The sequence below is a fragment of the [Mycobacterium] manitobense genome (genome assembly GCF_025821665.1).
Lineage (GTDB): Bacteria > Actinomycetota > Actinomycetes > Mycobacteriales > Mycobacteriaceae > Mycobacterium > Mycobacterium arseniciresistens.
In genome coordinates this window covers 1-21,068 of sequence record NZ_JACKSJ010000164.1, presented here as the reverse complement: position 1 = coordinate 21,068, position 21,068 = coordinate 1, and the positions used below count along the sequence as shown (strand labels likewise).

Here is a 21,068-nt window from a genome sequence, read left to right as displayed (position 1 = left end):
CATACCTCAGCCGGGAAGCGATCGTGGTAGCCCGAACGATGGCAGCACGTCGTTGTCGAAGCGGGTCAAAGCGCAGATCCGGTTGCCCGAGACGGTGAGGACCAGCAGGCCCGCCCCGTGGCGGATGCCGCCGGTGGCGGTGCGGAGGTAGACCCCGAACGCCAGCTGGCCATTGGCACGCGTCGGCACCAGGTGATATCTCGGCCCACGGCCGAAGATGCTGGCGTAGAAGCGTGCCACGACGTCGCGGCCGTGGTATTCGAGCGGAATTGGTGGCATGGACACGGAGACGTCAGCGGTGAGCAAAGCGACCAGCTCGTCGACATCGCCAGACTCGTACGCGCGGACGAACTTTGCCACCAGCACCCGCTCGGCGGGGGAGTCGATTGCGCGAGGTGGCGCCTCCTCGCCGCTCGGCGGTAGGCGCCGCTGCAGCGTGGCGCGGGCCCGTTTGAGCGCGCTGTTGACCGAGTCGACGGTCGCGCCCAGCATGTCGGCTACCTCGTCGGCGTGGTATCCGAGTACCTCGCGCAGGACGAGCACCGCCCGCTGGCGGGCTGGCAGGATTTGCAGCGCGGTCACGTAGGCAAGGGAAATGGCTTCGGTCTGCTCGTAGCGAGCCTCCGGACCCAGCGGGGTGTCGGCCGTGCCCTCGAGGAGTGCGTCGGGAAAAGGTTCTAGCCAGACGATTTCGCCGAGCCGACTCGGTGCTGGAAGTTCGATGTCAGGGATGTTCCACTCCTTGGCCGGGCGGCGTTTGGCCGAGCGAAGCGCGTCAAGACACCGGTTCGTTGCGATTCGGTAGAGCCAGGTGCGGATCGAGGCGCGTCCCTCGAACCGTTCGAGCCCCTGCCAGGCGGACAGCAGCGTGTCCTGCAGGGCGTCCTCGGCGTCCTGGAAAGACCCGAGCATCCGGTAGCAGTGCATCAGCAACTCTCGGCGGTACGGCTCGGTCAGCGTCCGAAACGCTTCGCCGTCTCCGGCCCGCGCCCTCGTGATCAGCTCGGTTGTCACCACGCGTCACCACTTCGCCCTCGCATCACGGCACTTCCTCTGATTGTGGGCCTACACAAGTATCGACGCCGGCCGGACCGCCAACTGGGCGCACAATCCGCGCCCAATTTCTCAGTGTCGCCGCGCCTACATCTTCGACAGTTCGAGATCCATCAGTAGGAGGACGCATGAGCATCGCAGACAAGGCGGTTCTGGTGACCGGGGCCAACCGCGGAATCGGACGGGCACTCGTCGAGGAAGCCCTGACGAGAGACGCGAAACGGGTGTACGCCGCCGCGCGTCGGCCCACGACGCACCCGGATCGGCGCGTCACACCCCTGACTCTGGACGTGACCAACGCCGCGCAGATCCGCAGGGCTGTCGAGGATGTCGAATCTCTGGACATCCTCATCAACAACGCCGGCCTGGCGCTTTACGACGACTTGAGCGATCCCGCCGCGCTGGAACAGCAACTCGCTGTCAATCTCTTCGGCACGTACGGCGTGACCCGGGCTTTCCTGCCGATGCTGATACGTTCGCGCGGAGCGATCGTGAACGTGGGATCGGTGACGGCACTCGCCGCCCTGCCGGTCATACCGGCCTACTCGATCTCAAAGGCAGCCGTCTTCAACCTGACGCAATCGCTGCGTGCTCTCTTGGCAGGTCAGGGTGTGAGCGTCCACGCCGTTCTAGCCGGCCCGGTGGACACGGACATGTCCCGAGACCTCGACATTCCGAAGGCCTCCCCGGAGTCCGTTGCACGCGCCATCGTGGATGGACTGCAGATCGGGGAGGAGGACATCTTCCCCGATCCGATGTCGCAGTCAATGGCCGAGAGCTGGCGCAGCAGTGCGGCCAAAGGGCTCGAGCGTCAATTCGCGGCACTCGTCAACGCACAGCCAGTCACGCCGTGATCAGGCCGCGCGGAGAAAGTCGGCCCTGTCTCCAGCGCCCAGTTCGTGCATCGGCTGCCGTCAATACAGACAGACAGGCGAAATCTTGAGAACCGAAAGGCAGAAACCGTGATGAACACACCACCGATCGTGTCGGCGCAGGAGTGGGAGGCTGCACACCAGCAGTTGCTCGTCAAAGAGAAGGAGGCCCTGCGCGCCCGAGACGCGCTGGCCGCCTCGCGTCGACGGATGCCATGGCTGCCCGTGGAAAAGCACTACGAGTTCGACGGGGCCAATGGCCGGGCCACCCTGCAGGACCTGTTCGACGGACGCCGTCAACTGATCGTCTACCGCGCCTTCTTCGAACCCGGCGTGCACGGATGGCCCGACCATGCCTGCCGCGGCTGCTCCATGGTTGCCGACAACATCGGCCACGTCGCCCACCTGAACGCTCGCGACACCACGCTCGTGCTGGTGTCGCGCGCACCGCAGGCCGACATCGAGCGGGTGAAGGCGAGGATGGGCTGGCGGATGCCGTGGTATTCGCTCACCGACGACTTCGACGCCGACTTCGGTGTCGATCAATGGCACGGAACCAACGCGTTCGTCCGCGATGGCGACACTGTGTTCCGCACCTACTTCATCAACAACCGCGGCGACGAGTCCTTGGGCAGCACGTGGAGCTACCTCGACATCACCGCCCTCGGGCGTCAGGAGAACTGGGAAGACTCACCGGACGGCTACCCGCAGACCCCGCCCTATGAGTGGTGGAACTGGCACGACGAATACGGTGACCCCGCGTCGTCGTCCGAGGAATGGAAGCGACGGTCAGCTGCAGCCCAGGACCTGCTGCGAAAGGATCCGAAGGCCGTCGCCACGTGATCGGCCGCGCCACCGTGTTCGGGCGGAGAGCGTGTGCGGCACTGGCTGCGTGTTCAGCTGTGCTGCATGGTTTTTCGCTTACGAACACGACGAGCACCGCGGCGACCGCACTGACTGTGGTGATGCTCGCCGCGTGTCTGTTCTGCGCGCGTGACCTTTGGGCTCGCGGCACGCTGCGGGCCTGGGTCCTGGTTGCGCTGATGAACCTTGCCATGATCGCCAGCCATACGCCTGTATCGGCGACGCATCACCACGGGGGCGGTGTCAACGCAGATGCGGCCGTTCAGCATTCCACGGTCATGACCCTGGCCACCACCATCGCGGCAGTCGAGGTCATCATCAGCGCTGCGGTGCTGTACTACCGGACTCGCGCAATTCGGCCTACAAGTGAGAGCGTCGGCGACCGACGGCTCGAGGCTGGCAAGGGGGCTAGAGGATGCCGGCCTTCGCGGTGACCGGATGGGCATTCGCGGGTCGGTGGGCCCGAACGCCGATCGACACTTCGGACGTTGCCGTCAGGAACCCCCTGCGAAGCACCGTTATTCGTCACTGTGACGAATAACGGTCATTGAGAAGCGGGGCAGCGTGCGGGTAAACGGAGGGGGTTCTGATGGTGGCATTCGCGCACGCTTCCTCCGGGGCGCGGCTTCACGTCGCGACTTGATGTGGCGGGGCGCCGCCATGACCTCGGCGCAGCGCGGCTTCACGTCGCGACTTGATGTGGCGGGGCGCGCCGCCATGACCTCGGTGCAGCGGAGGATGATGATCTCGGAGGTCGCGTCTATTCGCCGCCGGCTGGAGGCGATGGCAGTGCTGTGCGCGTCAACAGATGTTGACGAGTGCGGATCGTCTATCGCGGCAGCTAGCCGTTTTGCCGATAAGCCACATTATGTCAGTTGGAGTCCGCGAGTCGCTTGGCGGTCTGTTCGATGTCTCGACGTAGGCTTCGGTCCCGTGGTGGTCAGTCGTGCAGTGCCCGGGTTGTGGTGAAGGGGTTGAAGTCGTCCTCCCATCTGGGCAGGGCTGAGGAGTCGGCGAGTCGGCCGCCAGTGCGGATGAAGGGCACGAGGTCGCGTCCGATGATGCTGCCGGCAGCGTTGACGCCACTGAGCATGGAGCCCACTGTGCCGGGTCCCCAGGCGGTGCTGGTTCCGACGGTGTAGAGACCCGGAATCGGCGTGGTGTCCCTGGGGCGCATCGGGCCGGTCTGGGATAGCCGCAGCTGCAACCCGAATGGGGCGCCCGCGGTGTTGTTGACGAAACGCGTCTGTGTTGCCGGTGTTCCGAGTTCGCTCAACTTCACCTTCGACGACGACCCGGGAAAAGCCTGCTCCATACGCTCGAGCATCCCGTCGATGATGATCTTCTTGACCTCCAAGTAGCCGGAGTCCTGGCTGTAGTCGCCGCTGGCGATGTCGTAGCCGTTGAACCCCCACAGTCGCGGGTCCGATGGTGTGACGGTTTGCACCTCGATGGTGGCATGTCCGTGAGGTGCGGCGCGACGGTTACTCGGATCCCGCCGTGACGAGGATTGGACGAACATCGGTTGCCTGTGCGCCATGTCGCGCGCCCACTCGGCTCCGACATCGAATCCTTCGCCGTTGAGGGTGTTGTGACCGAATGCCGTCATGTGCTTGTACGACTTCGCCGGTCCCCAGTCCGGGATGGAGAAGTAATTGCTGTTCGGTTGGTCCGCAAGGTCGATCTCCACACCGAAGAATCCGTTGATCAACGGCTGGGACATCTTCCACCCGCTGACGCGGCGACGGAAGAGTCGCGGAAGCTTCTCCAATCCAATCAAGTCGGTGTACGTCTTGATGATGTCGGCATTGGACACCACCGTTGCCGATGAGAGCACCTCGCCGTCGGACAATCGGACACCCTGGACGCGTCCGTCGTCGAGCAAGATTTCGGCCACATCGCTGTTGGTGCGGATCGCTCCGCCGTGCGCGGTGATCACCGCGGCGAAGCCGGCAGCCAGGATCTGTCCCCCACCCTTGGGGTAGTAAGACCCGGCGCCGATGTAGTCCTGGAAGAACGCCGCCATCGCCGCGGTAGGCAACACGGTGGGACTGCACGCCACCGCACCGGACTGCACCGAAAGCGCGTAGGCCATACGCGAAGAGATGCCGAGCGCAGCCAGCGTCGCTGCATATGGCACCCCCATGAACGCCGCTCCCCGTCCCGCCCGAGCTGCCCAACGGGCCATCCCACCAGCGGTCACCATGTCATTGCGGTCGTGAGCCTCCCCGATCCGTCGCATCAGGCCGTGAAAGCGGCGCACCGACTTTCGCTCCCCGGGGAAGGCGTCGATCAAATTGGCCTCGTAGGCGTCCCAGCCCACGGGGGTGGCCAGTTCGAAGCCGGGTGCGATGATGCGATCGAAACCGCTCTGATCCATCGGCAGCCAGGTGATCCGGTCGTCGATCCCGATCCCGCTCATCATCGCCGTGACGATGCCGTCCGGTCCGCAGTGGCTCACGTAGTGCACGCCGCAGTCGAATTCCCACTGACCGCGCCGGCTGAAGACGTGCGATGTGCCCCCCAGCGTCGTGTAACGCTCCAGCAGCAGGGTCTTGCGACCCGCAGCGGCCAGGTACGCCGCTGTCGACAGACCACCGAGTCCAGAACCCACCACGATCGCGTCCCACTGTTTGCCGATGTGCACCAGACTCCCTCCGGGCGGCTCATACGAGGCGCTATACCGATCGATCTACTAATTGTGGGGCGAATGTAGTACATCGATCGGTATACTGGCAAGTGTCCGACGCTGCGACAGAACGGCAGAATCCGGAGGATCAGGCGTGAATACCCGAGATAAGTTGCTGCTCAGCACGATTGATCTCGTGCGTCGGCACGGAGTCGCCGGAACCGGGATTGCCGCCATCCTCGAACGTAGCCATGTCTCGCGCCGGTCGATCTACCTCATCTTCCCCGACGGCAAGGCCGAACTGGTGCAGGAGGCGACACGCGTGGCAGGGAGCCTCATCGATCATCAAATCGCGACCGCGCTGCACCAGCCCACACCGCAGGAATCCTTGGACACCTTCATCGCGGGATGGAAGAAGGTAGTCGCAGAAAGCGATTTCGCGGCGGGCTGCCCCATTGCCGCTGCCGGCCTTGCGCGATCGTCCGAACCCGACATCGCCGACGTTGCCGGCGAGATTTTCACCCGGTGGCGAGAAGCGATCAGCAGGTCTCTGCGCGATCACGGTATCGCCGAGGCCACCGCACAGGCTCTGGCGAACACCGTACTCGCAGCGGTCGAGGGCGCCGTGATGATGGCCCAGGCCGAGAGATCCCTGACCCCCCTCGACGACGTCCACCGCCAACTCGACTGCCTACTACGTCATCACGCCGAGCATGCGGTGAAATAGCTTGGCGCGGCGCTACCGATGCAGGGCCGAACGCGGCGGGTGGGCAATGAAGCATGCCGTTGCGAAGCTCGAAGAGCCTCTGGTCTCGAAGTCGCTCCAATTTGTCATTGCACATGCATTGGCGCACGCCGCGGCGTCCCTCGAGGGTGCAGAGTTGGCCGGCCTACCCCCTTGTGATGAGACGCGCGTCACAGTAATGTGACCACTGGTCATATCGCTGAGAAGAGGTCGGATGCCGACGGTCACCTGGTCACGACTCGCTGGTCAGCGGCGCGACGCGGTGGTCGCCGCAGCGGAAGCGGAATTCGCGGCGCACGGATTCTCGGGCGGCAGTCTCAACGTGATCGCCCGGCGAGCAGAAGTGGCCAAGGGCAGCCTGTTTCAATACTTCGCCGATAAGCGGGACCTCTACGCCTACATCACCGACGTCGCCAGCCAACGGGTCCGCGCCCACATGGAGGGCCGCATCCGTGATCTTGATCCGAGCCGGCCGTTCTTCGACTTCCTCACTGACCTGTTCGACGAGTGGATCGCCTATTTCGCCGACCACCCGCGCGAGCGGTCACTGCACGCGGCGTCGAATTTCGAGGTCGACAGCGACGCCCGCGTGAGCGTTCGGGCTGTTGTGCATCATCACTACCTGCAGGTGCTGCGGCCGTTGGTCGAGGACGCGAAGGTGCGTGGCGACCTACGCGCCGACGCCGACACCGACACGTTGTTGTCGCTGCTCTTGCTGCTGCTCCCCCATCTCGCCCTGGCGCCGTACGTGCGCGGTATGGATCCGATACTCGGTCTCGACGAGCTGTCAGCCGAGCAGCCGGCGCTGGTCGTCCGGCGCTACATCGCCGTCCTCGGCGCGGCTTTTGCCTCACCAATACCCCAGCCCAATCATGACGACGAGAGGTCACGCACATGAGTAGGACACGTTCGGACACGCTGGCCGCCGGCGGTCTCAATTGGGACAGCCTGCCGCTCAAGCTCTTCAGCGGAGGGAACGCGAAGTTCTGGAACCCCGCCGACATCGACTTCTCTCGGGATCGGGCCGACTGGGAGTCGCTGTCGACCCTCGAGCGGGACTGGGCGACGCGGCTGTGCGCGGAGTTCATCGCCGGTGAGGAGGCGGTCACGCAGGACATTCAGCCATTCATGGCGGCGATGCGCGCCGAGGGCCGTCTCGGCGACGAGATGTACCTGACGCAGTTCGCTTTTGAGGAGGCGAAGCACACGCAGGTGTTCCGGATGTGGCTCGACGCCGTCGGCATCACCGAGGACCTGCAGCACTACCTCGACGACCTGTCGGCCTATCGGCAGATCTTCTATGAAGAGCTGCCCGCGTCCCTCGACGCGCTGGCCACCGATCCGTCACCGGCCGCGCAGGTGCGGGCCTCGGTGACCTACAACCATGTCATCGAGGGCATGATGGCGCTCACGGGTTACTATGCGTGGCACCGCATCTGCATCGACCGCGGCATTCTCCCCGGCATGCAGGCGTTGGTGCGCCACATCGGCGATGACGAACGTCGGCACATGGCATGGGGGACGTTCACGTGCCGCCGGCACGTCGCCGCCGACGACGCGAACTGGGCGATCTTCGAGTCGCGCATGAACGAGCTGATCCCGTTGGCGCTGCGCAACACCGATGAAGCGTTCGCTCTGTATGACGAGATCCCGTTCGGCCTCGCCAAGGACGAGTTTCAGCAGTACGCCGCGGACAAAGGCATGCGCCGATTCGGCACCATCAGCAGCGCCCGCGGTCGACCTCTCGCCGAGATCGACCTGGACTACTCACCGTTGCAGCTGGAGGACACGTTCGCCGACGAAGACCGGGAGGCGCTGGCCGCTTCGGCCTGACGTTGGCGCAGTTGACATGTCCGGCCGGCGAGTTTGTCCGCACGGGGAAGAGTTGTGGTGACCAACAAGGAAGTGGCACTGATCACCGGGGGTGGGTCCGGGATCGGAGCCGGCCTCGCGCACGCCCTTCACGCTCGTGGTCACGAGGTGATCATCGTCGGACACCATCGCGAGCGCATCGAGGCGGTGGCCCAACGCTACCCCGGGATGCACACGGAAGTGGCGGACGTCTCCGACCCCTCGCAGATCGCCGATCTCGCGGAGCGAGTCGGTGAGCGGTGGCCCGGGTTGACCACAGTCATCAACAACGCGGGAATTCAGCATCTGTTCGGCTCCTCTCGATGCAGTCGCGCTGGGTCGCGAGGTAGATGTGAACTTCAAGGGCGTGATCTACGTGGCGAACGCCATGTTGCCGCTGCTCAAAGCCCAGCCACGCTCGCGCATGGTCAACGTGGGGTCCGGGTTGGGATACGTTCCACTGGCAGCGGCGCCGATCTACTCGGCGACCAAAGCTGCCGTGCACAGCTTCACCGTCTCACTCCGGCGACAACTCCGGGACTCCCCCGTACAGATCGTCGAGCTCATCCCGCCCGCCGTCGTCACCGATTTGCATCGCCACCTCGACCACGATCCGCCGCGCGCAATGAAGCTCGACGATTTCGTCGATGCCGCCATGGCAGGATTGGACAGCGGTCGCGACGAGATTGCGGTCGGCCTTGCCAAAGTCCTCCAGCTGTTCAGTCGCGCTGCGCCGTCATTAGGCACTCGGGTTGTGAATCAGTAGATTCGCCCAGGGGTCGCACTCCTGCCCCGCCCTGGGGGTACCAAAAGACTTCTCGTCGGTGACAAGCTCCCGCCAGTCCACCGGTCGGCGATGCCCTGAAGCGTTGGCCGTATCTGCGCAGCTGGTTCAGAGCGACAACGCGGAGGCCAATTCTTTCAGGGCCGGCCGTGGGTCTGTGGTCGCTCCTTCGCCGACGATCTGGACGACGACGTGGTCGGCACCGGCATCCAGGTGTGCGGTGAGCGATGCGGCGGCCTGTTCTGCGCCACCCATTCCGACCAGAGAGCGGACCAACCGGTCGGATCCGCCCGGCACCAGGTCGGACTCCTCGAATCCCTGCCTCAGCCACGAGTTTCGGTAGTTCTGTAACGGAATGTAGAACCCGACGTGGGTATGCGCATGGCGGAGCTGGTCCTCGGTGTCGCCACCCAGGGACACGGCTTGCTCCGAGATCACCCATTTGTCCGGTCCCAGAATCTCACGGGTCGTCGCCGTCTGTTCGGGCGTGACCAAGTAGGGATGGGAACCGTCAGCCAGCTCGCCGGACAGTTCGATCATCTTCGGTCCGAGGGCGGCCAACAGGCGGGCGGGTTTCGCGCCTTCTTCGATCTCGGCGGGAAACGCGTTCATGCGTTCCAGGTAGGTGCGCATCGTCGTGAGTGGCTTGCCGTAGGTGCCCTTCATGTTCGCTTCCACGAACGGGGCATGGCCGACGCCGAGGCCCAGGACGAACCGCCCGGGGTGTAGAGCCGCGAGGGTGCGGGCGCCGCCCTCTGCGGGTGTCGGGATCCGGAAGTGGATGTTGGCGATCCCGGTGCCGACCACCAATCGGTCGGTGGCAGCCAGGAAGGCCGCGGACTCGACGAGGACGTCTTTGCCGCTGCCCTCCGGCATGAAGAGGGATCCGAACCCCAGCTCCTCGATTTCGCGGGCGATGTCCTGCGCCTCGCGGATCGGCCAGGGTCCGCTGTTCCACCAGACTCCGACCCGACTTGGAAAATCAATGGCTGCAGTCTTGTTCGTCATATCCGCTTCTTTCGTGAGCTGCTCTGTTGGCGGTCAGTCGATCGCGGGGTGCGCCAGGGCTTCGAGCGTCTGACGCAGTTCGTCGATGCCCTCCCACGTCAGTTGGCAGGCCGATTTGATCTTGGCGTTCACGCCGCGGATCTCGGGTGCTATCTCGCGCCCCCGGTCGGTCAGGTCCACCAACACACGGCGTTCGTCGGCTGGGTCCCGCACGCGGGTGACCATGCCGGCTGCTTCGAGGCGTTTGACGAGAGGCGTGATGGTGCCGGTGTCCATGTCCAGGCGGGCACCAAGAGTCCCGACCGTCTGCGGAGCGCTGTCCAGCAGGGCCAGCATCGCCAGGTACTGCGGAAAGGTCAGGCCCAGCGGTTCCAAGAAGGGTTTGTGCAGCCGGACCATCCGGTTCGCGGCACCGTACAACGCGAAAGACAGCTGCTGGCCCAACTCGTTCCGGTTGTCCGGGGAGACCTCCGACGCCGACTCTCTGGCTCGCGATTGCATAGTACGCTAGACAATAGCACGCGAGAGGTGCGTCGGCCACTGCCGCCGCGCGGCCACCTACATGTCATTCTGTCGCTGCCGCCCAGGCGTCGGCCCACGCCTGCAAGGGTGCAAGGGCCGCGACGAGGCTGCGTCCCTGCGGTGTGAGCCGGTAACCGTCCGAGGCATGGTCGACGATCGCGAGGCCGCGCAATTCCTTGAGGCGGGCGTTGAGCGTCGCGGGATTGGTGTCAGAGGCTGCCTGCAGTGTCCGGAAGGTCATGGGCCCACTACGCAACTCCCACAGCAAGCGCAGCGCCGCGCGTCGGCCCAGGACGTCAAGGGCCACCATGATCGGCCGTCCCGACGCTGAACCGCGCGCGGGCTCTCCGATGTCGGGCAGGTTCATGCTTTACATTTTGTAGCGCTCGCCCCTATGCTCGCAACCATGACACGCTATGAAAACGATAGCGCACGCGTTGCTCCCGCGCGGCTCCCGTTGGAGTCCGATGTTCAGGCGGCAATTCACACGATCATGCGCGGCGCGGATCCCCTGCTGCTGTTCAGGACCATGGCTCGTGATCGGCGCCTGTTCTTCAAGCTCTTCAACTCGGGTTTACTTGACCGTGGCCATATAGGCATCCGGCACCGCGAGATCGTCATCGACCGCACTACCGCGTTGTGCGGAGCGGAATATGAATGGGGCGTTCACGTCTCGGCCTTCTCGGAGAAAGCCGCCCTCACCGAGGAGCAGGTGATCTCGCTGGTGTCTGGAGGCGCTGACGATCCGTGCTGGGCTGACGACGACCGCGTACTGATCCGACTGTGCGACGCTCTACATCGGCACTGCACCGTCGACGACGCGCTGTGGGAACAACTGCGCAACCACCACAGCGAAGAGGCGATCCTGGAATTGCTGATGCTCGCAGGCACCTACCGAATGATCAGCTACCTCGTCAATGGATTGCAGCTGCCGCTGGAACCTGGTGCGCGCCGATTCCCATAGCGCGTCGAACGGTTACCGCTATCGGCACCCGACAAGTCCCCCGGCATTTCGTTTCAGCTGATGATCCCGAGCGCTCGTGCGCGGCGGGACGCCTCGCGCCGGTTGTCGACGCCGAGTCTGCCGAGGATGGCTGAGACGTGGTGATCGACCGTGCGGGTCGAGAGGAACAGTCGCTCAGCGATTTCCACGTTGGTCAGGCCGGCGTCCATCAAGGTCAGTACCTTCGCCTGGCGGCTGGTCAGCCCGACCGCATTGGACAGCGTCGTCCGCCGCCGCCGCGCCGGGATGCCCGTCATTCCGGCCGCACGCAGGGACAGCCGAACCCGGCCGGCGACGGCGGCTGCGTCCAATCGGTCCAGCATGTCCACACCGCGGCCGGCCAACCTCTCGTCTCCGCTGTCGGTCAGCGCCAGCGCGGCGTCGTACGGAGTGCCGATACGTCCGAATTCGGCCGCCGCCGCGGCGAAATCACCATTGAGGTAAAGCCGGTACGGGGCCGCGACGTCGGTCGCATCGACGGTCGGGTCGAGCCGGCGCAGCCACATGGCCAGTTCGCCGCGCGCCCACTCGAGTCCGGGCCCCGGTGCGTCGTCGAGGAGCCGGCGCCACTCCGGCCGTGCGGTCCCCCCGGTGAGCCAGGCGTGTTCCGCCAGCGCGGCCGCCGCGGGCAGCACACGGAATGGTTCGCCATAACTGCCGGCCAACGCCCACGCCTGGGTCAGGTGGCCGGGGTCATCGCCGTTGCGGCGCAGCAGGATCAGCCCGCAGATCAGATGAGGCCAGGTGCGTGCCAGGGGCGCCGTGGGTCCGTTGAGCACGGTCGCGGCATCGGTCAACGCCTCTTCCCAGTCGCCCGTCATCATGGCCAGCCGGCCCCGCGCTCCGAGCTGCCATACCCGGCAGATCGGCAGGTCACGCTCCCACGTCATCGCAAGGCTCACCCCCAATAGGTCGGAGGCGTCGGCGAGGCGGCGCTGCTCCACGTCGAGATAGGTCAGATTGCTGTATCCGCTGGAATAGATCTCGTCAAGATGTCTGGGCGCCGACGCCATGATCGACATCACCGCGTCGCGTCCACCGTCCTTGCCCGCGATCACCGCGCAGATGCCCTCGATGATCGCGACACGCACACTCAGGCCGGCATCCCCTGCCGTTGCCGCGATGTCCCGCGCATGTTCGAGCATCGAGTTCGCATGAGGCAGGTCGGTTGACTGCATCGCCAGATAAGCTTGCATCGCAAACGCGTGTCCGAGTGAGACGAGTGCCGACGGGTCGGCCGCCGCGTCCGGGTCGATGACGGTGACCGCTTGTGCTGCATGAGTATCCGCACCGCGGCGGTCGGCGTTGTACCAGTCGTACACCGCCAGAGCATGATGGTCGGCGCTCAGTTCGGCTCTGGCGCCCATGTTCTCGCGCACCTGCAGCGCCCGTCGGCAGGCCTCGATCGCCGCTGCGAGCTGATCGGTCAGGTAGTACTCCGCGGCGATCAGCTCGAGGAGTTCGGCCTCGGCACCCGCGGTCAATTCGCCACCGGATTCCATGGCTATGCGGTAGAACTCCGCGGCCTGGCGATGGGCGCCGGAGCGGGCGGCGGTGGCGTGTCTCGTTTCCTGTCTCACACCGCGTGTCGTCCTCACCGCATACCCATGGGTCGCCGCGACGGTGGCGGCCGGTGATTGCGTAAGGGATTTTCACCGACGCGAAGGTGACGTCCACGCTGCGAACCTGGTGGCACGGAGAAAGTCCGGTTCCGCCGACTCGTTCCGCAGCACGCAGACGATCGTCGCACCGTTTGCTGTCCATTCAAGGCAGTTGTTCGTCCCCAAATGTCGATGCGCCCCGCCAAAGGAGAATCCCCATGCCGAAGACCGGTCTCGACGCACTACTGCGTCCACAGGACAGCGTGGTCGTGCTGATCGATCATCAGCCCTACCAGTTCGCCAACCTCAATTCTCACGACCCGTCGCTGATTGTCAACAACGTCGTGGGTCTAGCGAAAACGGCGAAGGTCTTCGACGTGCCGACGATTCTGACCACGGTCATCGAGGAACGAGGCGGCTACCTGATCAAGCAGCTGCAGAACGTCTTTCCCGACCAGAAGCCGATCAATCGGACGTTCATCAACACCTGGGAAGACGACACGGTCGTCGACGTCGTGAAGGCGACCGGCCGCAAGCAGCTCATCCTGGCGGCGCTGTGGACCGAGGTCTGCTTGGCGATGCCGACGATCCAGGCCCTCGCCGAGGGCTATGACGTCTTCATCGTCACCGACGCCTCCGGCGGCACATCGGTCGAGGCCCACGACATGGCGGTGCGACGCATGGTCGCGGCAGGTGCGGTTCCGATCACCTGGCTGGCAGTGGCGTCCGAGTGGCAGCGCGATTGGGCGCGCGAAGAAAGCGCGGCCGCCCTGACCGAGGTCGTCGCGGAGCACGCAGGGGGCAGCGGCATCGCCTACGCCTGGGAGATGCAGCTTCTCAACGCCCACGCCGGTGCCAACGCTTAGCCCGTCGCCACCACAGATCAGTGACCGCCTGTTATCAACTGACCCGGTTGCAGGCAATCGGTTCGGCACGAACTGCCCACTGCTGTAAGCGTGCTCACCCCGCAACCGTGCGCAGCGGCAGTCCTCCAATTGGCGCGGCAGTCGTCTCATGACCGTCACACCAAGCACTCAGCGCCACCGAGGATCAGTGACAGACGTCTCGACGATCATTCGGCATCAGTATCGACGCCATCACGCTCGGCGAGCACCACCGGCCGGATCGAGGAGAAGATCGGGCTGTCTAATCGCCTCCTCGACGTGACGCCTGCCACGTGGGGGCACCGCCGTTGCGGCATTGCACGATGCGGACGTGTACCCCAAGACGGAGCGGGGCGACTGCATAGGTGGGTCGGAGTTTGGCGGTTCGACATGTCGCGCTCCTGCCCGATGACGATGAGGGCGCGATGCCCGTTCCAATCCGCCTGCGCTCAGGTTAGGCGCAGTTCCCTCAGTTGTCGGCGGGAGGTGATGCCGAGTTTGCGGAAGATGTTTCGCAGGTGGGCCTCGATCGTGCGTGGGCTCAGGAAGAGTTGTTCACCGACCTCTCGGGAGGTCGCTCCGGTCGCGACGAGTCGTGCGATGGTCACCTCTTGAGCGGTGAGCGCGTCGGTGGGTTGGGCGGTCCGTTTGCGTGGATGCTCGCCGGTGGCACGTAACTCGCGGGCGGCGCGGGCGGCGAACTGCTCCGCGCCCATGTCGGACAGGAGTGCGTGAGCAGTGCGGAGTTGTTCGCGTGCGTCGGTGCGGCGGCCTTCACGGCGTAGCCACTCGCCGAAGACGAGGTGGGTGCGTGCGAGGAAGGCGTCCATTCGGCAGTTTTGGAGGCGAATGACTGCTTCGCGGTAGTGGTCTTCTGCTTCCACTCCGGTGCGCGTCAGCGCTCGTGAGCGAGCAGCCACACCAAGAGCCCAGTCAGTACCGCTGGCGCGGGCTGTCGAGCTGAGTTCTTCCATTGCGCGATCGGCAGATTCACGATCGCCAGCGCGGGCGGCCGCCTCGACGAGTTCGTGCAGCGCTTGCCACTTGATCGCTGGTTCGTACGCATCACTCGCGTAGGCAGCGGCCTTCTGCGCTCCTGGGTAGTTGCCGCGGCCGTTGTAGAGCACCGCCATCGCCAACTTGGCTATCGTCGCGTCGGCACCCTGCGAGCGTCGCGTCGCTTCAGTGAGACTGTTGGCGTATGCCTCGGTGGTCTCTGAATGAGTGCCACGCCACCCATCCAGCAACGTTCTCGCGTAGCTCAGCGGCACCGCGCCGGACACTTTCGCTATCGAAACAGCCTCCTCCGCGAACTCGGCCGCGCGGGAGAGCTCACCAGCGTAGATCCGCGCACACGTTGCAGTGACCAGCGCACCGGGGAGCGTGGCGAGGGCACCGGCGTCGCGGGCGAGCTGCACGTAGCGGTCCGCCAATACGATGAACAGCTCATCGTCGAACATCGCCGATGCGGTCCGCGTACCCAGCCAGAGCCAGTTGCCGGCGTCGGCGGCTCGGACGGTGTGGACCGGGAACTCGTGCTCCCGGAACGCCTGCAGGGCCCGTCTGAGGATGGGCGCGCCGGATGCGAATCCATCGGTGTGTACGGCCGCCAAACCGTCGAGCATCAGGTCCGCCGGTCCGGGCGGCCCGGGCGGCGCCGGTGCGGCACTGACGGCTTCGGCAATCTCGGGTAGGCCGGTTTCGACGCCGGAACCCCCGGTGATGGTCGCCGCGTCGAAGGCCTGCAGGTAGGTCTCACGAGCGAGCGAGGGGTCCAGAGGAGTCAACATCCGAGCAGCGCCCAGCAGCATCCCAGGCACCTCGCTGCCTTGCGTCAGGTGAAATGTGATTTGGGCGCGCAGCAGTTCCAGACGGGCGCGTTGCAGCGCGTCCAGTCGCCCCGCGTCCACACCGTCCAACAGCTCCAGAGCGGCTTCGGGGGCACCGGCACAGTGCTTGGCGTTGGCAGCATTCAGTGCGCGTCTCGCCCGATGAGCAGGCTCCGGCGTCAAATCGGTCGCGCGCCGAAGAAATGCGGCGGCGGCACAGAACCCACCGCGGGCCAACGCGCGATCGGCCGAACGCTCCAGTTCCGCGGCGGCTTCTTCGTCGGTGCCCAGCACCGACTGCGCGCGGTGCCATGCGCGGCGGTCCGGATCGGCCTGCGGGTCGGTGGCGGCGGCCAGGGCGTGGTGGGCCCGACGGTGCTCCGGTGCCGTGGCGGCACCGTAGACCGCTGAGCGCACCAGTGGATGGCGAAACCGGACTCGGGTGTCGATCTCGAGCAGCCCTGCGGTTTCCGCAGGCGCGGCTGCTCCGCGGTCGATCCCCAGATGATCGACCGCGCGCCAGAGCAGGGCCGCATCACCGGTCGGCTCGGACGCGGCCACCAACATCAGCTGTTGCGTCTCAGCCGGAAGGCTGCTCGAGCGGCGTTGAAAATTGTCCTCGATGCGGCGCGGGACGCTCAGGACGTCTGGGCGTTCGAACCCACCGGCCGATCGAAGGCTGCTGGGCAGCTCCAGCAGCGCCAAGGGGTTACCGCGGGCCTCGGCGACGATCCGGTCGCGGATCCCATGATCACGCGGTGCGCGACCGGCCATGGTCAGCAACACCTGGGCATCGGCGTCCCTCAGTCCGTCCAGGCGCATTTCGGGCAGCCCATCGAACCGGTTTCCGCCGCTCTCGCAGGGGTCGCGCACCGCGAACATCAGCACCAGCCGCTCGGCCGCCACCCGCCGCGCCACGAACGCAAGGACCTGCGCCGACGCCTGGTCCAGCCACTGCGAATCGTCGATGAGGCACAGCATCGGCCCCTCCTCTGCGAGGAGGTTGAGGACGGCGAGCCCGACCAGGAACCGGTCCGGCGCGGCGCCGGCCTGGCGTCCCAATGCGACGTCGAGGGCGGTCTGCTGCGGTTCCGGCAGCGTCTCCGCGCGGTCGAGTAGCGGCGCGCACAGCTGGTGCAGGCCGGCGAATGCGAACTGCGTCTCTGCCTCCACGCCCACCGAGGATCCCACTCGAATCCCCATGGAGATGGCGGTATCTCGGGCGTGCTGCAGCAGGGCGGACTTTCCAATGCCCGCTTCCCCGCGCACCACAAGCACCCCGCTGCGCCCCTCGCGCGCCTCGGCCAGGAGTTGGCCGATCGCTTCGCGTTCTACCTGTCGGCCCAGCAGGCCGCCGCCGTGATCAGTCTGGGCGCGTCGGTCCTCTGCCGGTACCGTCTGCTCAGCCAGCGTCACCGCAAGACACCCCGCACTGATGAGGGAGTCTCTTCGTTCGAGTCGTCCAGTTCGTCAGACACGGGCTGGCTTCCTTCCTGAGGTGGCGCCGATCCGTGCGGAACAGAGTGACCTGAGCCTTGGCCGGGAGCGCGGTGCCGCTACCGAGACGATAAGAGACGGCCCACCCGACGTCAATACGGACCGCACCGTATTGATGCTACGGTTTGCGATATGCCTGCGTACCGCAACGAGGAATCGCGTCGTGCCATCCTTGACGCGTCCATGTCGATGGTCAGCGAGCTTGGGTACGACAACATCTCGATCGAAGCGATTGCGCGGCGGGCAGGCGTGAGCAAGCAGACGATCTACCGCTGGTGGCCATCCAAAGGTGCGGTGATACTCGAAGCTGCGACGCGGAGTATCAATGCTGCGGTGGCCTTCCCCGACACCGGTGACATCGTCGCCGATCTACGGACGCAGCTGACGGAAATTCTAGAGGTGGTCACGACTACCGGATTCGGAGCGGCATATCGCGGGTTGATGGCCGCCGGCCAGTCGGACCCGGATCTGTTGCGCGACGTCTTCGACCAGCTCACCGAAATCAACAGCGCGGGGTTCAACTTGCGGACCGCCCTAGCAATAGAGCGCGGCGAAATGCGCGCAGAGACCAACGTACAAACGCTGCGCGACCTGCTGTACGGGGTCATCGAGTACCGAACGTTGCATGGGATGCCGATCGAACCCGGATACATCGACAGTGTTCTGGAAATCGTGTTTCACGGATTGCGCTAACGGAGACGGTGCTCTCGACCGGACAACGCGATCCGGTCTAAGGGACTTTCACCGACGCGAAGGTGGCGCCGGCGCTGCGAGCCTGATGGCACGGAAGAAGCCGGTTCCGCCGACTCGATCCGCAGCACACAGACATCCAGCGAAATCCTGAACAAGCGGAGTCAACGACTGTGGATGAGATCCCAGCGGGACTATCGGCGTTCCTGGTGGCCGTGCAAGCACGCGATGCCATAGACGCAGCAGCTCAACTCGCCGAGTATGTGATTCTCGAGAGCCCAATCGACGTCGAGCCCTTCGTCGGCCGCGAACAGGTCACGAAGGTGATGTCTCAGGTCCTCAAAGTCTTCGATGAGTTCACGATCACCCAGATCATCTCGGGCGACGGACATTTCGCGGTTGTATCGAACATCAAGATCGGCACCACCGAGATGGACGCCATCGAACTCATCGGCATCAACGCCGGGGGCAAGGTCGCCTCGCTGGCAATCCACCTGCGGCCGATGCGAGTCATCGTGGCACTTCACGATCGTCTCGCGGCCAACGGAATACCGTTCCTCACACCGACCGAAGAGTGCTAGGAGTTCGCCATGAGCAAGGAGGAGACCGACGCCGAACTGGCGGCGCGCTTCGCGCGTGACGTGATCCCGCTTCTCGATGCGCTTTTCGGCGGGGCCCTGCGGATGACCCGGCAGCGCGCTGATGCCGAAGACCTGGTGCAAGAAACGATGGTGCGGGCGTACGCGGGCTTCAGGACCTTTCAGCAAGGGACCAATCTGAAGGGGTGGCTCTTTCGCATCCAAGCCAACGCTTACATCAGTGGCTACCGCAAGCGGATGTGCCGGCCCGCCGAGCTGCCCATCGGCACGGTCTGCGACTGGCATGTCGTCGCCGGCGTCGAGCGTTCGCCCAGAGCACTGCGCTCCGCGGAGGTGGAGGTGTTGGAGACGTTGCCCGATGACGACATCAGGAACGCACTGGATGCGTTGCCCGTCGACTTTCGGATGGCGGTGTACTACTCCGACGTGAAGGGCCTGGCCGTGAAGGAGATCAGCGCGATCATGGGCACGCCGCCGGGGACCGCCATGTCACGAATTCACCGCGGACGATCTCAGCTGCGCGTCCTGTTGGCTGCCCTCGCCGCCGACCGCCCTACCGCGTCAAGTCGAACCACGGGCGGCGGCTCAACGAAGACCCTCCGCGTGGGGGCTTGACCCCGCGCGCAGGCAGAAAGCAACCGTCACGAGTCAACAGGACAGATCCTCATGAAGATACCAAGATCGTCGACATCCGTTCCACTGCAGAGGAAAGGACATTCGACGCGACGCCCGCTCTACGCGATGGCCGTTGGTGCGGCGGTCGCCGCACTGTTCATCGGTGCCACCCCGGGACAGGCAAGTGGCGAGCAGACGGCGTCCTCAACCGTCGGATGTCCCGATGTAGAGGTCGTCTTCGCTCGCGGCACCTTCGAGGGACCAGGCGTAGGCAAGGTCGGTGAGCCCTTCATCGAAGCACTGCGCCAACGGCTGACCGACCGCACCGTCGGAGTCCACGCCGTGAACTATCCGGCATCCCTGGAGTTCAAACGTGTCGTCGACGGCATCCTGGATATCGGCAACCGTCTGCGCGAACTGACGGCCAACTGCCCCTACACCGAGATCGTCATCGGCGGCTACTCCCAGGGCGCGGCCGTCAGCGGCTATGTCACCAGCCAGACGGTTCCCGCCGGATACGCCCTTACCCCTCTCACTTCAGACGTCGCTGAGCGTATCGCCGCGGTCGTCCTATTCGGTAGACCCTCACCGGAAATCCTAAGACTGCTGCAGCATGACGCGCCTCCCATCGAGATCGGCCCCGCCTTCGACGACAGGACCATCGACCTGTGCGCCCCACGGGACCCGGTCTGCGGATCGGGCGGCCTCGACCGTGGCGCCCACAGCGTCTATGCCATCAACGGTATGGCGGACGAGGCCGCCGGATTCGTCGTCGACCGACTGCAGAGCCGCTAACAGAAACCACCACCGCCTACGTCGTAAGCCCCAGCGACTTTCGTCAACTGACAGGAGAAAAGCCATGCCGGCCATCACTGCAGACACACTCACTCTGCCCCGCGTCCCCGTCCCCGATCGCGCCACGAGCACGCAACGGCCCGTGCGATCGGTCACCAGCGCGCCGGTCGGATTCGAGGGCGACGGCTTCCCCGTCCGACGCGGATTCGCCGGGGTGTCGCACACCGACCTGGACCCGTTCATCCACATGGACCAGATGGGCGAAGTCGACTGGGCGCCAGGCGAACCCATGGGAACGCCATGGCACCCTCATCGAGGTTTCGAAACCGTCACCTACATCATCGACGGCACGATAGAACACAATGACTCCCACGGCGGCGGCGGAACGATCACCAACGGCGATACCCAATGGATGACCGCGGGCAGCGGAATCTTGCACATCGAGAAGCCACCGGAACACCTGGTCGTCTCCGGCGGGATGTTCCACGGCATCCAGCTCTGGGTGAACCTGCCGCACGCCAGCAAGTACGTCACCCCGCGTTACCAGGACATCCGCGCCAAACAAGCCCGACTGCTCTCCTCGGCCGACGGCGGCGCGCTACTACGGGTCATCGCCGGAGACATCGCCGGGTACACCGGACCCGGGACGACCCACACACCCATCACCGTCGTGCACGCGACCATCAGCCCCGGAGCGTGCCTCGAACTCCCCTGGCAGGCCGACTTCAACTCGCTGGCCTACGTGCTCGCAGGCAACGGCACCGTCGGTACAGCGGCGCAACCCTTTCATAAGGGCCAACTCGCCCTGTTCGGCGCCGGAGACGCACTCACCCTGAGCGCAAAGCGAAGTCAACCCGCTCCGGAGCCGAACCTGGAGGTCCTGCTGCTCGGTGGCCGGCCGATCCGAGAACCAGTGGTTCAGTCCGGACCCTTCGTCATGAACACCCGGCAGGAGATCGTCCAAGCCTACGAGGACTACCGGGCCGGCCGATTCGGCGTCATCCCCACCGAACGCGCACCCCACCCCAGGTAATCGCCACTGCGAACGGGCATGAACGAACATGAACCCCGACGCCGTAACGGGCGCCGATTCGGTTCCACACAACGGGGAGGTTCCCATGACCCACGCCCGATCGGGTGAGGGCTGGCCGGCACTACGCGTCGACGACTGGGAGCCGACGCGCAGATCGCTGCACATGTGGACCCAGATCGTGGGCAAGGTGCGGC

At 65.2% G+C, this 21,068-nt stretch carries 22 protein-coding genes and 1 pseudogene; 16 read left to right on the top strand and 7 right to left on the bottom strand.

The window, feature by feature from the left end; all coding sequences use genetic code 11:
- Nucleotides 1-6: 6 nt before the first annotated feature.
- Nucleotides 7-1,017 carry a sigma-70 family RNA polymerase sigma factor gene (locus tag H7I41_RS20100; protein WP_264014378.1) on the bottom strand — a complete coding sequence of 337 codons (1,011 nt, stop codon included), beginning with the start codon at nucleotides 1,015-1,017 and terminating at the stop codon, nucleotides 7-9.
- Between the two features lie 164 nt (nucleotides 1,018-1,181).
- Here H7I41_RS20100 and H7I41_RS20095 point away from each other — a divergent pair, with 164 nt between their 5' ends.
- The 3 genes from H7I41_RS20095 (at nucleotide 1,182) to H7I41_RS20085 (ending at nucleotide 3,223) form a co-directional block, all read left to right on the top strand.
- A complete protein-coding gene (locus H7I41_RS20095; RefSeq protein WP_264014377.1) occupies nucleotides 1,182-1,907 on the top strand; it encodes an SDR family NAD(P)-dependent oxidoreductase in 726 nt (241 codons plus the stop codon).
- Between the two features lie 111 nt (nucleotides 1,908-2,018).
- Entirely contained in the window at nucleotides 2,019-2,768 is a 750-nt protein-coding gene (locus tag H7I41_RS20090; protein WP_264014376.1) for a DUF899 domain-containing protein, read from the top strand.
- The gene (locus tag H7I41_RS20085) at nucleotides 2,765-3,223 is read left to right on the top strand and encodes a hypothetical protein (RefSeq protein ID WP_308214646.1); all 459 of its coding nucleotides are present in this window, start codon (nucleotides 2,765-2,767) and stop codon (nucleotides 3,221-3,223) included. The genes H7I41_RS20090 and H7I41_RS20085 overlap by 4 nt, the downstream gene beginning before the upstream one ends.
- A gap of 506 nt (nucleotides 3,224-3,729) precedes the next feature.
- Here H7I41_RS20085 and H7I41_RS20080 read toward each other — a convergent pair.
- Nucleotides 3,730-5,436, bottom strand: a complete 1,707-nt coding sequence (locus H7I41_RS20080; protein WP_264014375.1) for a phytoene desaturase family protein — start codon at nucleotides 5,434-5,436, stop codon at nucleotides 3,730-3,732.
- Nucleotides 5,437-5,572: 136 nt separating this feature from the next.
- Between H7I41_RS20080 and H7I41_RS20075 the strand changes: the two genes are divergently transcribed.
- The 5 genes and pseudogenes from H7I41_RS20075 (at nucleotide 5,573) to H7I41_RS20060 (ending at nucleotide 8,780) form a co-directional block, all read left to right on the top strand.
- Nucleotides 5,573-6,145, top strand: a complete 573-nt coding sequence (locus tag H7I41_RS20075) for a TetR/AcrR family transcriptional regulator (protein ID WP_264014374.1) — start codon at nucleotides 5,573-5,575, stop codon at nucleotides 6,143-6,145.
- Between the two features lie 232 nt (nucleotides 6,146-6,377).
- Nucleotides 6,378-7,061, top strand: a complete 684-nt coding sequence (locus tag H7I41_RS20070; RefSeq protein WP_264014373.1) for a TetR/AcrR family transcriptional regulator — start codon at nucleotides 6,378-6,380, stop codon at nucleotides 7,059-7,061.
- Nucleotides 7,058-7,996: a R2-like ligand-binding oxidase gene (locus tag H7I41_RS20065; protein WP_264014372.1), complete on the top strand. Its 939-nt coding sequence runs from the start codon at nucleotides 7,058-7,060 to the stop codon at nucleotides 7,994-7,996. Before H7I41_RS20070 ends, H7I41_RS20065 begins: the two co-directional genes overlap by 4 nt.
- Before the next feature lie 54 nt (nucleotides 7,997-8,050).
- Nucleotides 8,051-8,314 (top strand): annotated as a pseudogene (locus H7I41_RS30435) (SDR family NAD(P)-dependent oxidoreductase); the annotation flags it as partial.
- A gap of 4 nt (nucleotides 8,315-8,318) precedes the next feature.
- On the top strand, nucleotides 8,319-8,780 hold the full coding sequence (locus H7I41_RS20060) for an SDR family NAD(P)-dependent oxidoreductase (RefSeq protein WP_308214649.1): 462 nt from the start codon (nucleotides 8,319-8,321) through the stop codon (nucleotides 8,778-8,780).
- 126 nt (nucleotides 8,781-8,906) lie between these two features.
- Here H7I41_RS20060 and H7I41_RS20055 read toward each other — a convergent pair whose 3' ends face one another.
- From H7I41_RS20055 to H7I41_RS20045, 3 genes are all read right to left on the bottom strand, one after another.
- Nucleotides 8,907-9,806, bottom strand: a complete 900-nt coding sequence (locus H7I41_RS20055) for an LLM class F420-dependent oxidoreductase (RefSeq protein ID WP_264014371.1) — start codon at nucleotides 9,804-9,806, stop codon at nucleotides 8,907-8,909.
- 33 nt (nucleotides 9,807-9,839) lie between these two features.
- A complete protein-coding gene (locus H7I41_RS20050) occupies nucleotides 9,840-10,205 on the bottom strand; it encodes a MarR family winged helix-turn-helix transcriptional regulator (RefSeq protein ID WP_264014370.1) in 366 nt (121 codons plus the stop codon).
- Between the two features lie 166 nt (nucleotides 10,206-10,371).
- A complete protein-coding gene (locus H7I41_RS20045) occupies nucleotides 10,372-10,695 on the bottom strand; it encodes a winged helix-turn-helix transcriptional regulator (protein WP_264014369.1) in 324 nt (107 codons plus the stop codon).
- Nucleotides 10,696-10,734: 39 nt separating this feature from the next.
- Here H7I41_RS20045 and H7I41_RS20040 point away from each other — a divergent pair, with 39 nt between their 5' ends.
- Nucleotides 10,735-11,292, top strand: coding sequence for a carboxymuconolactone decarboxylase family protein (locus H7I41_RS20040; RefSeq protein ID WP_264014368.1), 558 nt, complete (start codon nucleotides 10,735-10,737; stop codon nucleotides 11,290-11,292).
- A 53-nt stretch (nucleotides 11,293-11,345) separates the two neighbouring features.
- On the opposite strand, the gene H7I41_RS30350 is transcribed toward H7I41_RS20040, so the two are convergent.
- A complete protein-coding gene (locus tag H7I41_RS30350) occupies nucleotides 11,346-12,911 on the bottom strand; it encodes a helix-turn-helix transcriptional regulator (RefSeq protein WP_264014367.1) in 1,566 nt (521 codons plus the stop codon).
- Nucleotides 12,912-13,195: 284 nt separating this feature from the next.
- Between H7I41_RS30350 and H7I41_RS20030 the strand changes: the two genes are divergently transcribed.
- Nucleotides 13,196-13,798, top strand: coding sequence for a hydrolase (locus H7I41_RS20030; protein WP_264014366.1), 603 nt, complete (start codon nucleotides 13,196-13,198; stop codon nucleotides 13,796-13,798).
- Nucleotides 13,799-14,265: 467 nt separating this feature from the next.
- Here the strand turns inward: H7I41_RS20030 and H7I41_RS20025 are convergent, their stop codons facing one another.
- Nucleotides 14,266-17,061, bottom strand: coding sequence for an ATP-binding protein (locus tag H7I41_RS20025; RefSeq protein ID WP_264014365.1), 2,796 nt, complete (start codon nucleotides 17,059-17,061; stop codon nucleotides 14,266-14,268).
- Between the two features lie 213 nt (nucleotides 17,062-17,274).
- Between H7I41_RS20025 and H7I41_RS20020 the strand changes: the two genes are divergently transcribed.
- From H7I41_RS20020 to H7I41_RS19995, 6 genes are all read left to right on the top strand, one after another.
- Entirely contained in the window at nucleotides 17,275-17,835 is a 561-nt protein-coding gene (locus H7I41_RS20020) for a TetR/AcrR family transcriptional regulator (protein ID WP_264014364.1), read from the top strand.
- A gap of 170 nt (nucleotides 17,836-18,005) precedes the next feature.
- Nucleotides 18,006-18,413, top strand: a complete 408-nt coding sequence (locus H7I41_RS20015; RefSeq protein ID WP_264014363.1) for a hypothetical protein — start codon at nucleotides 18,006-18,008, stop codon at nucleotides 18,411-18,413.
- Between the two features lie 9 nt (nucleotides 18,414-18,422).
- Nucleotides 18,423-19,046 (top strand): sigma-70 family RNA polymerase sigma factor, encoded by a 624-nt coding sequence (locus tag H7I41_RS20010; RefSeq protein ID WP_264014362.1) that lies wholly within the window; start codon nucleotides 18,423-18,425, stop codon nucleotides 19,044-19,046.
- 51 nt (nucleotides 19,047-19,097) lie between these two features.
- Nucleotides 19,098-19,841, top strand: a complete 744-nt coding sequence (locus tag H7I41_RS20005; RefSeq protein WP_308214645.1) for a cutinase family protein — start codon at nucleotides 19,098-19,100, stop codon at nucleotides 19,839-19,841.
- Between the two features lie 64 nt (nucleotides 19,842-19,905).
- The gene (locus tag H7I41_RS20000) at nucleotides 19,906-20,874 is read left to right on the top strand and encodes a pirin family protein (RefSeq protein WP_264014360.1); all 969 of its coding nucleotides are present in this window, start codon (nucleotides 19,906-19,908) and stop codon (nucleotides 20,872-20,874) included.
- A gap of 85 nt (nucleotides 20,875-20,959) precedes the next feature.
- The coding region (locus H7I41_RS19995) for a DUF5996 family protein (RefSeq protein WP_264014389.1) at nucleotides 20,960-21,068 on the top strand (109 nt) is incomplete at its 3' end.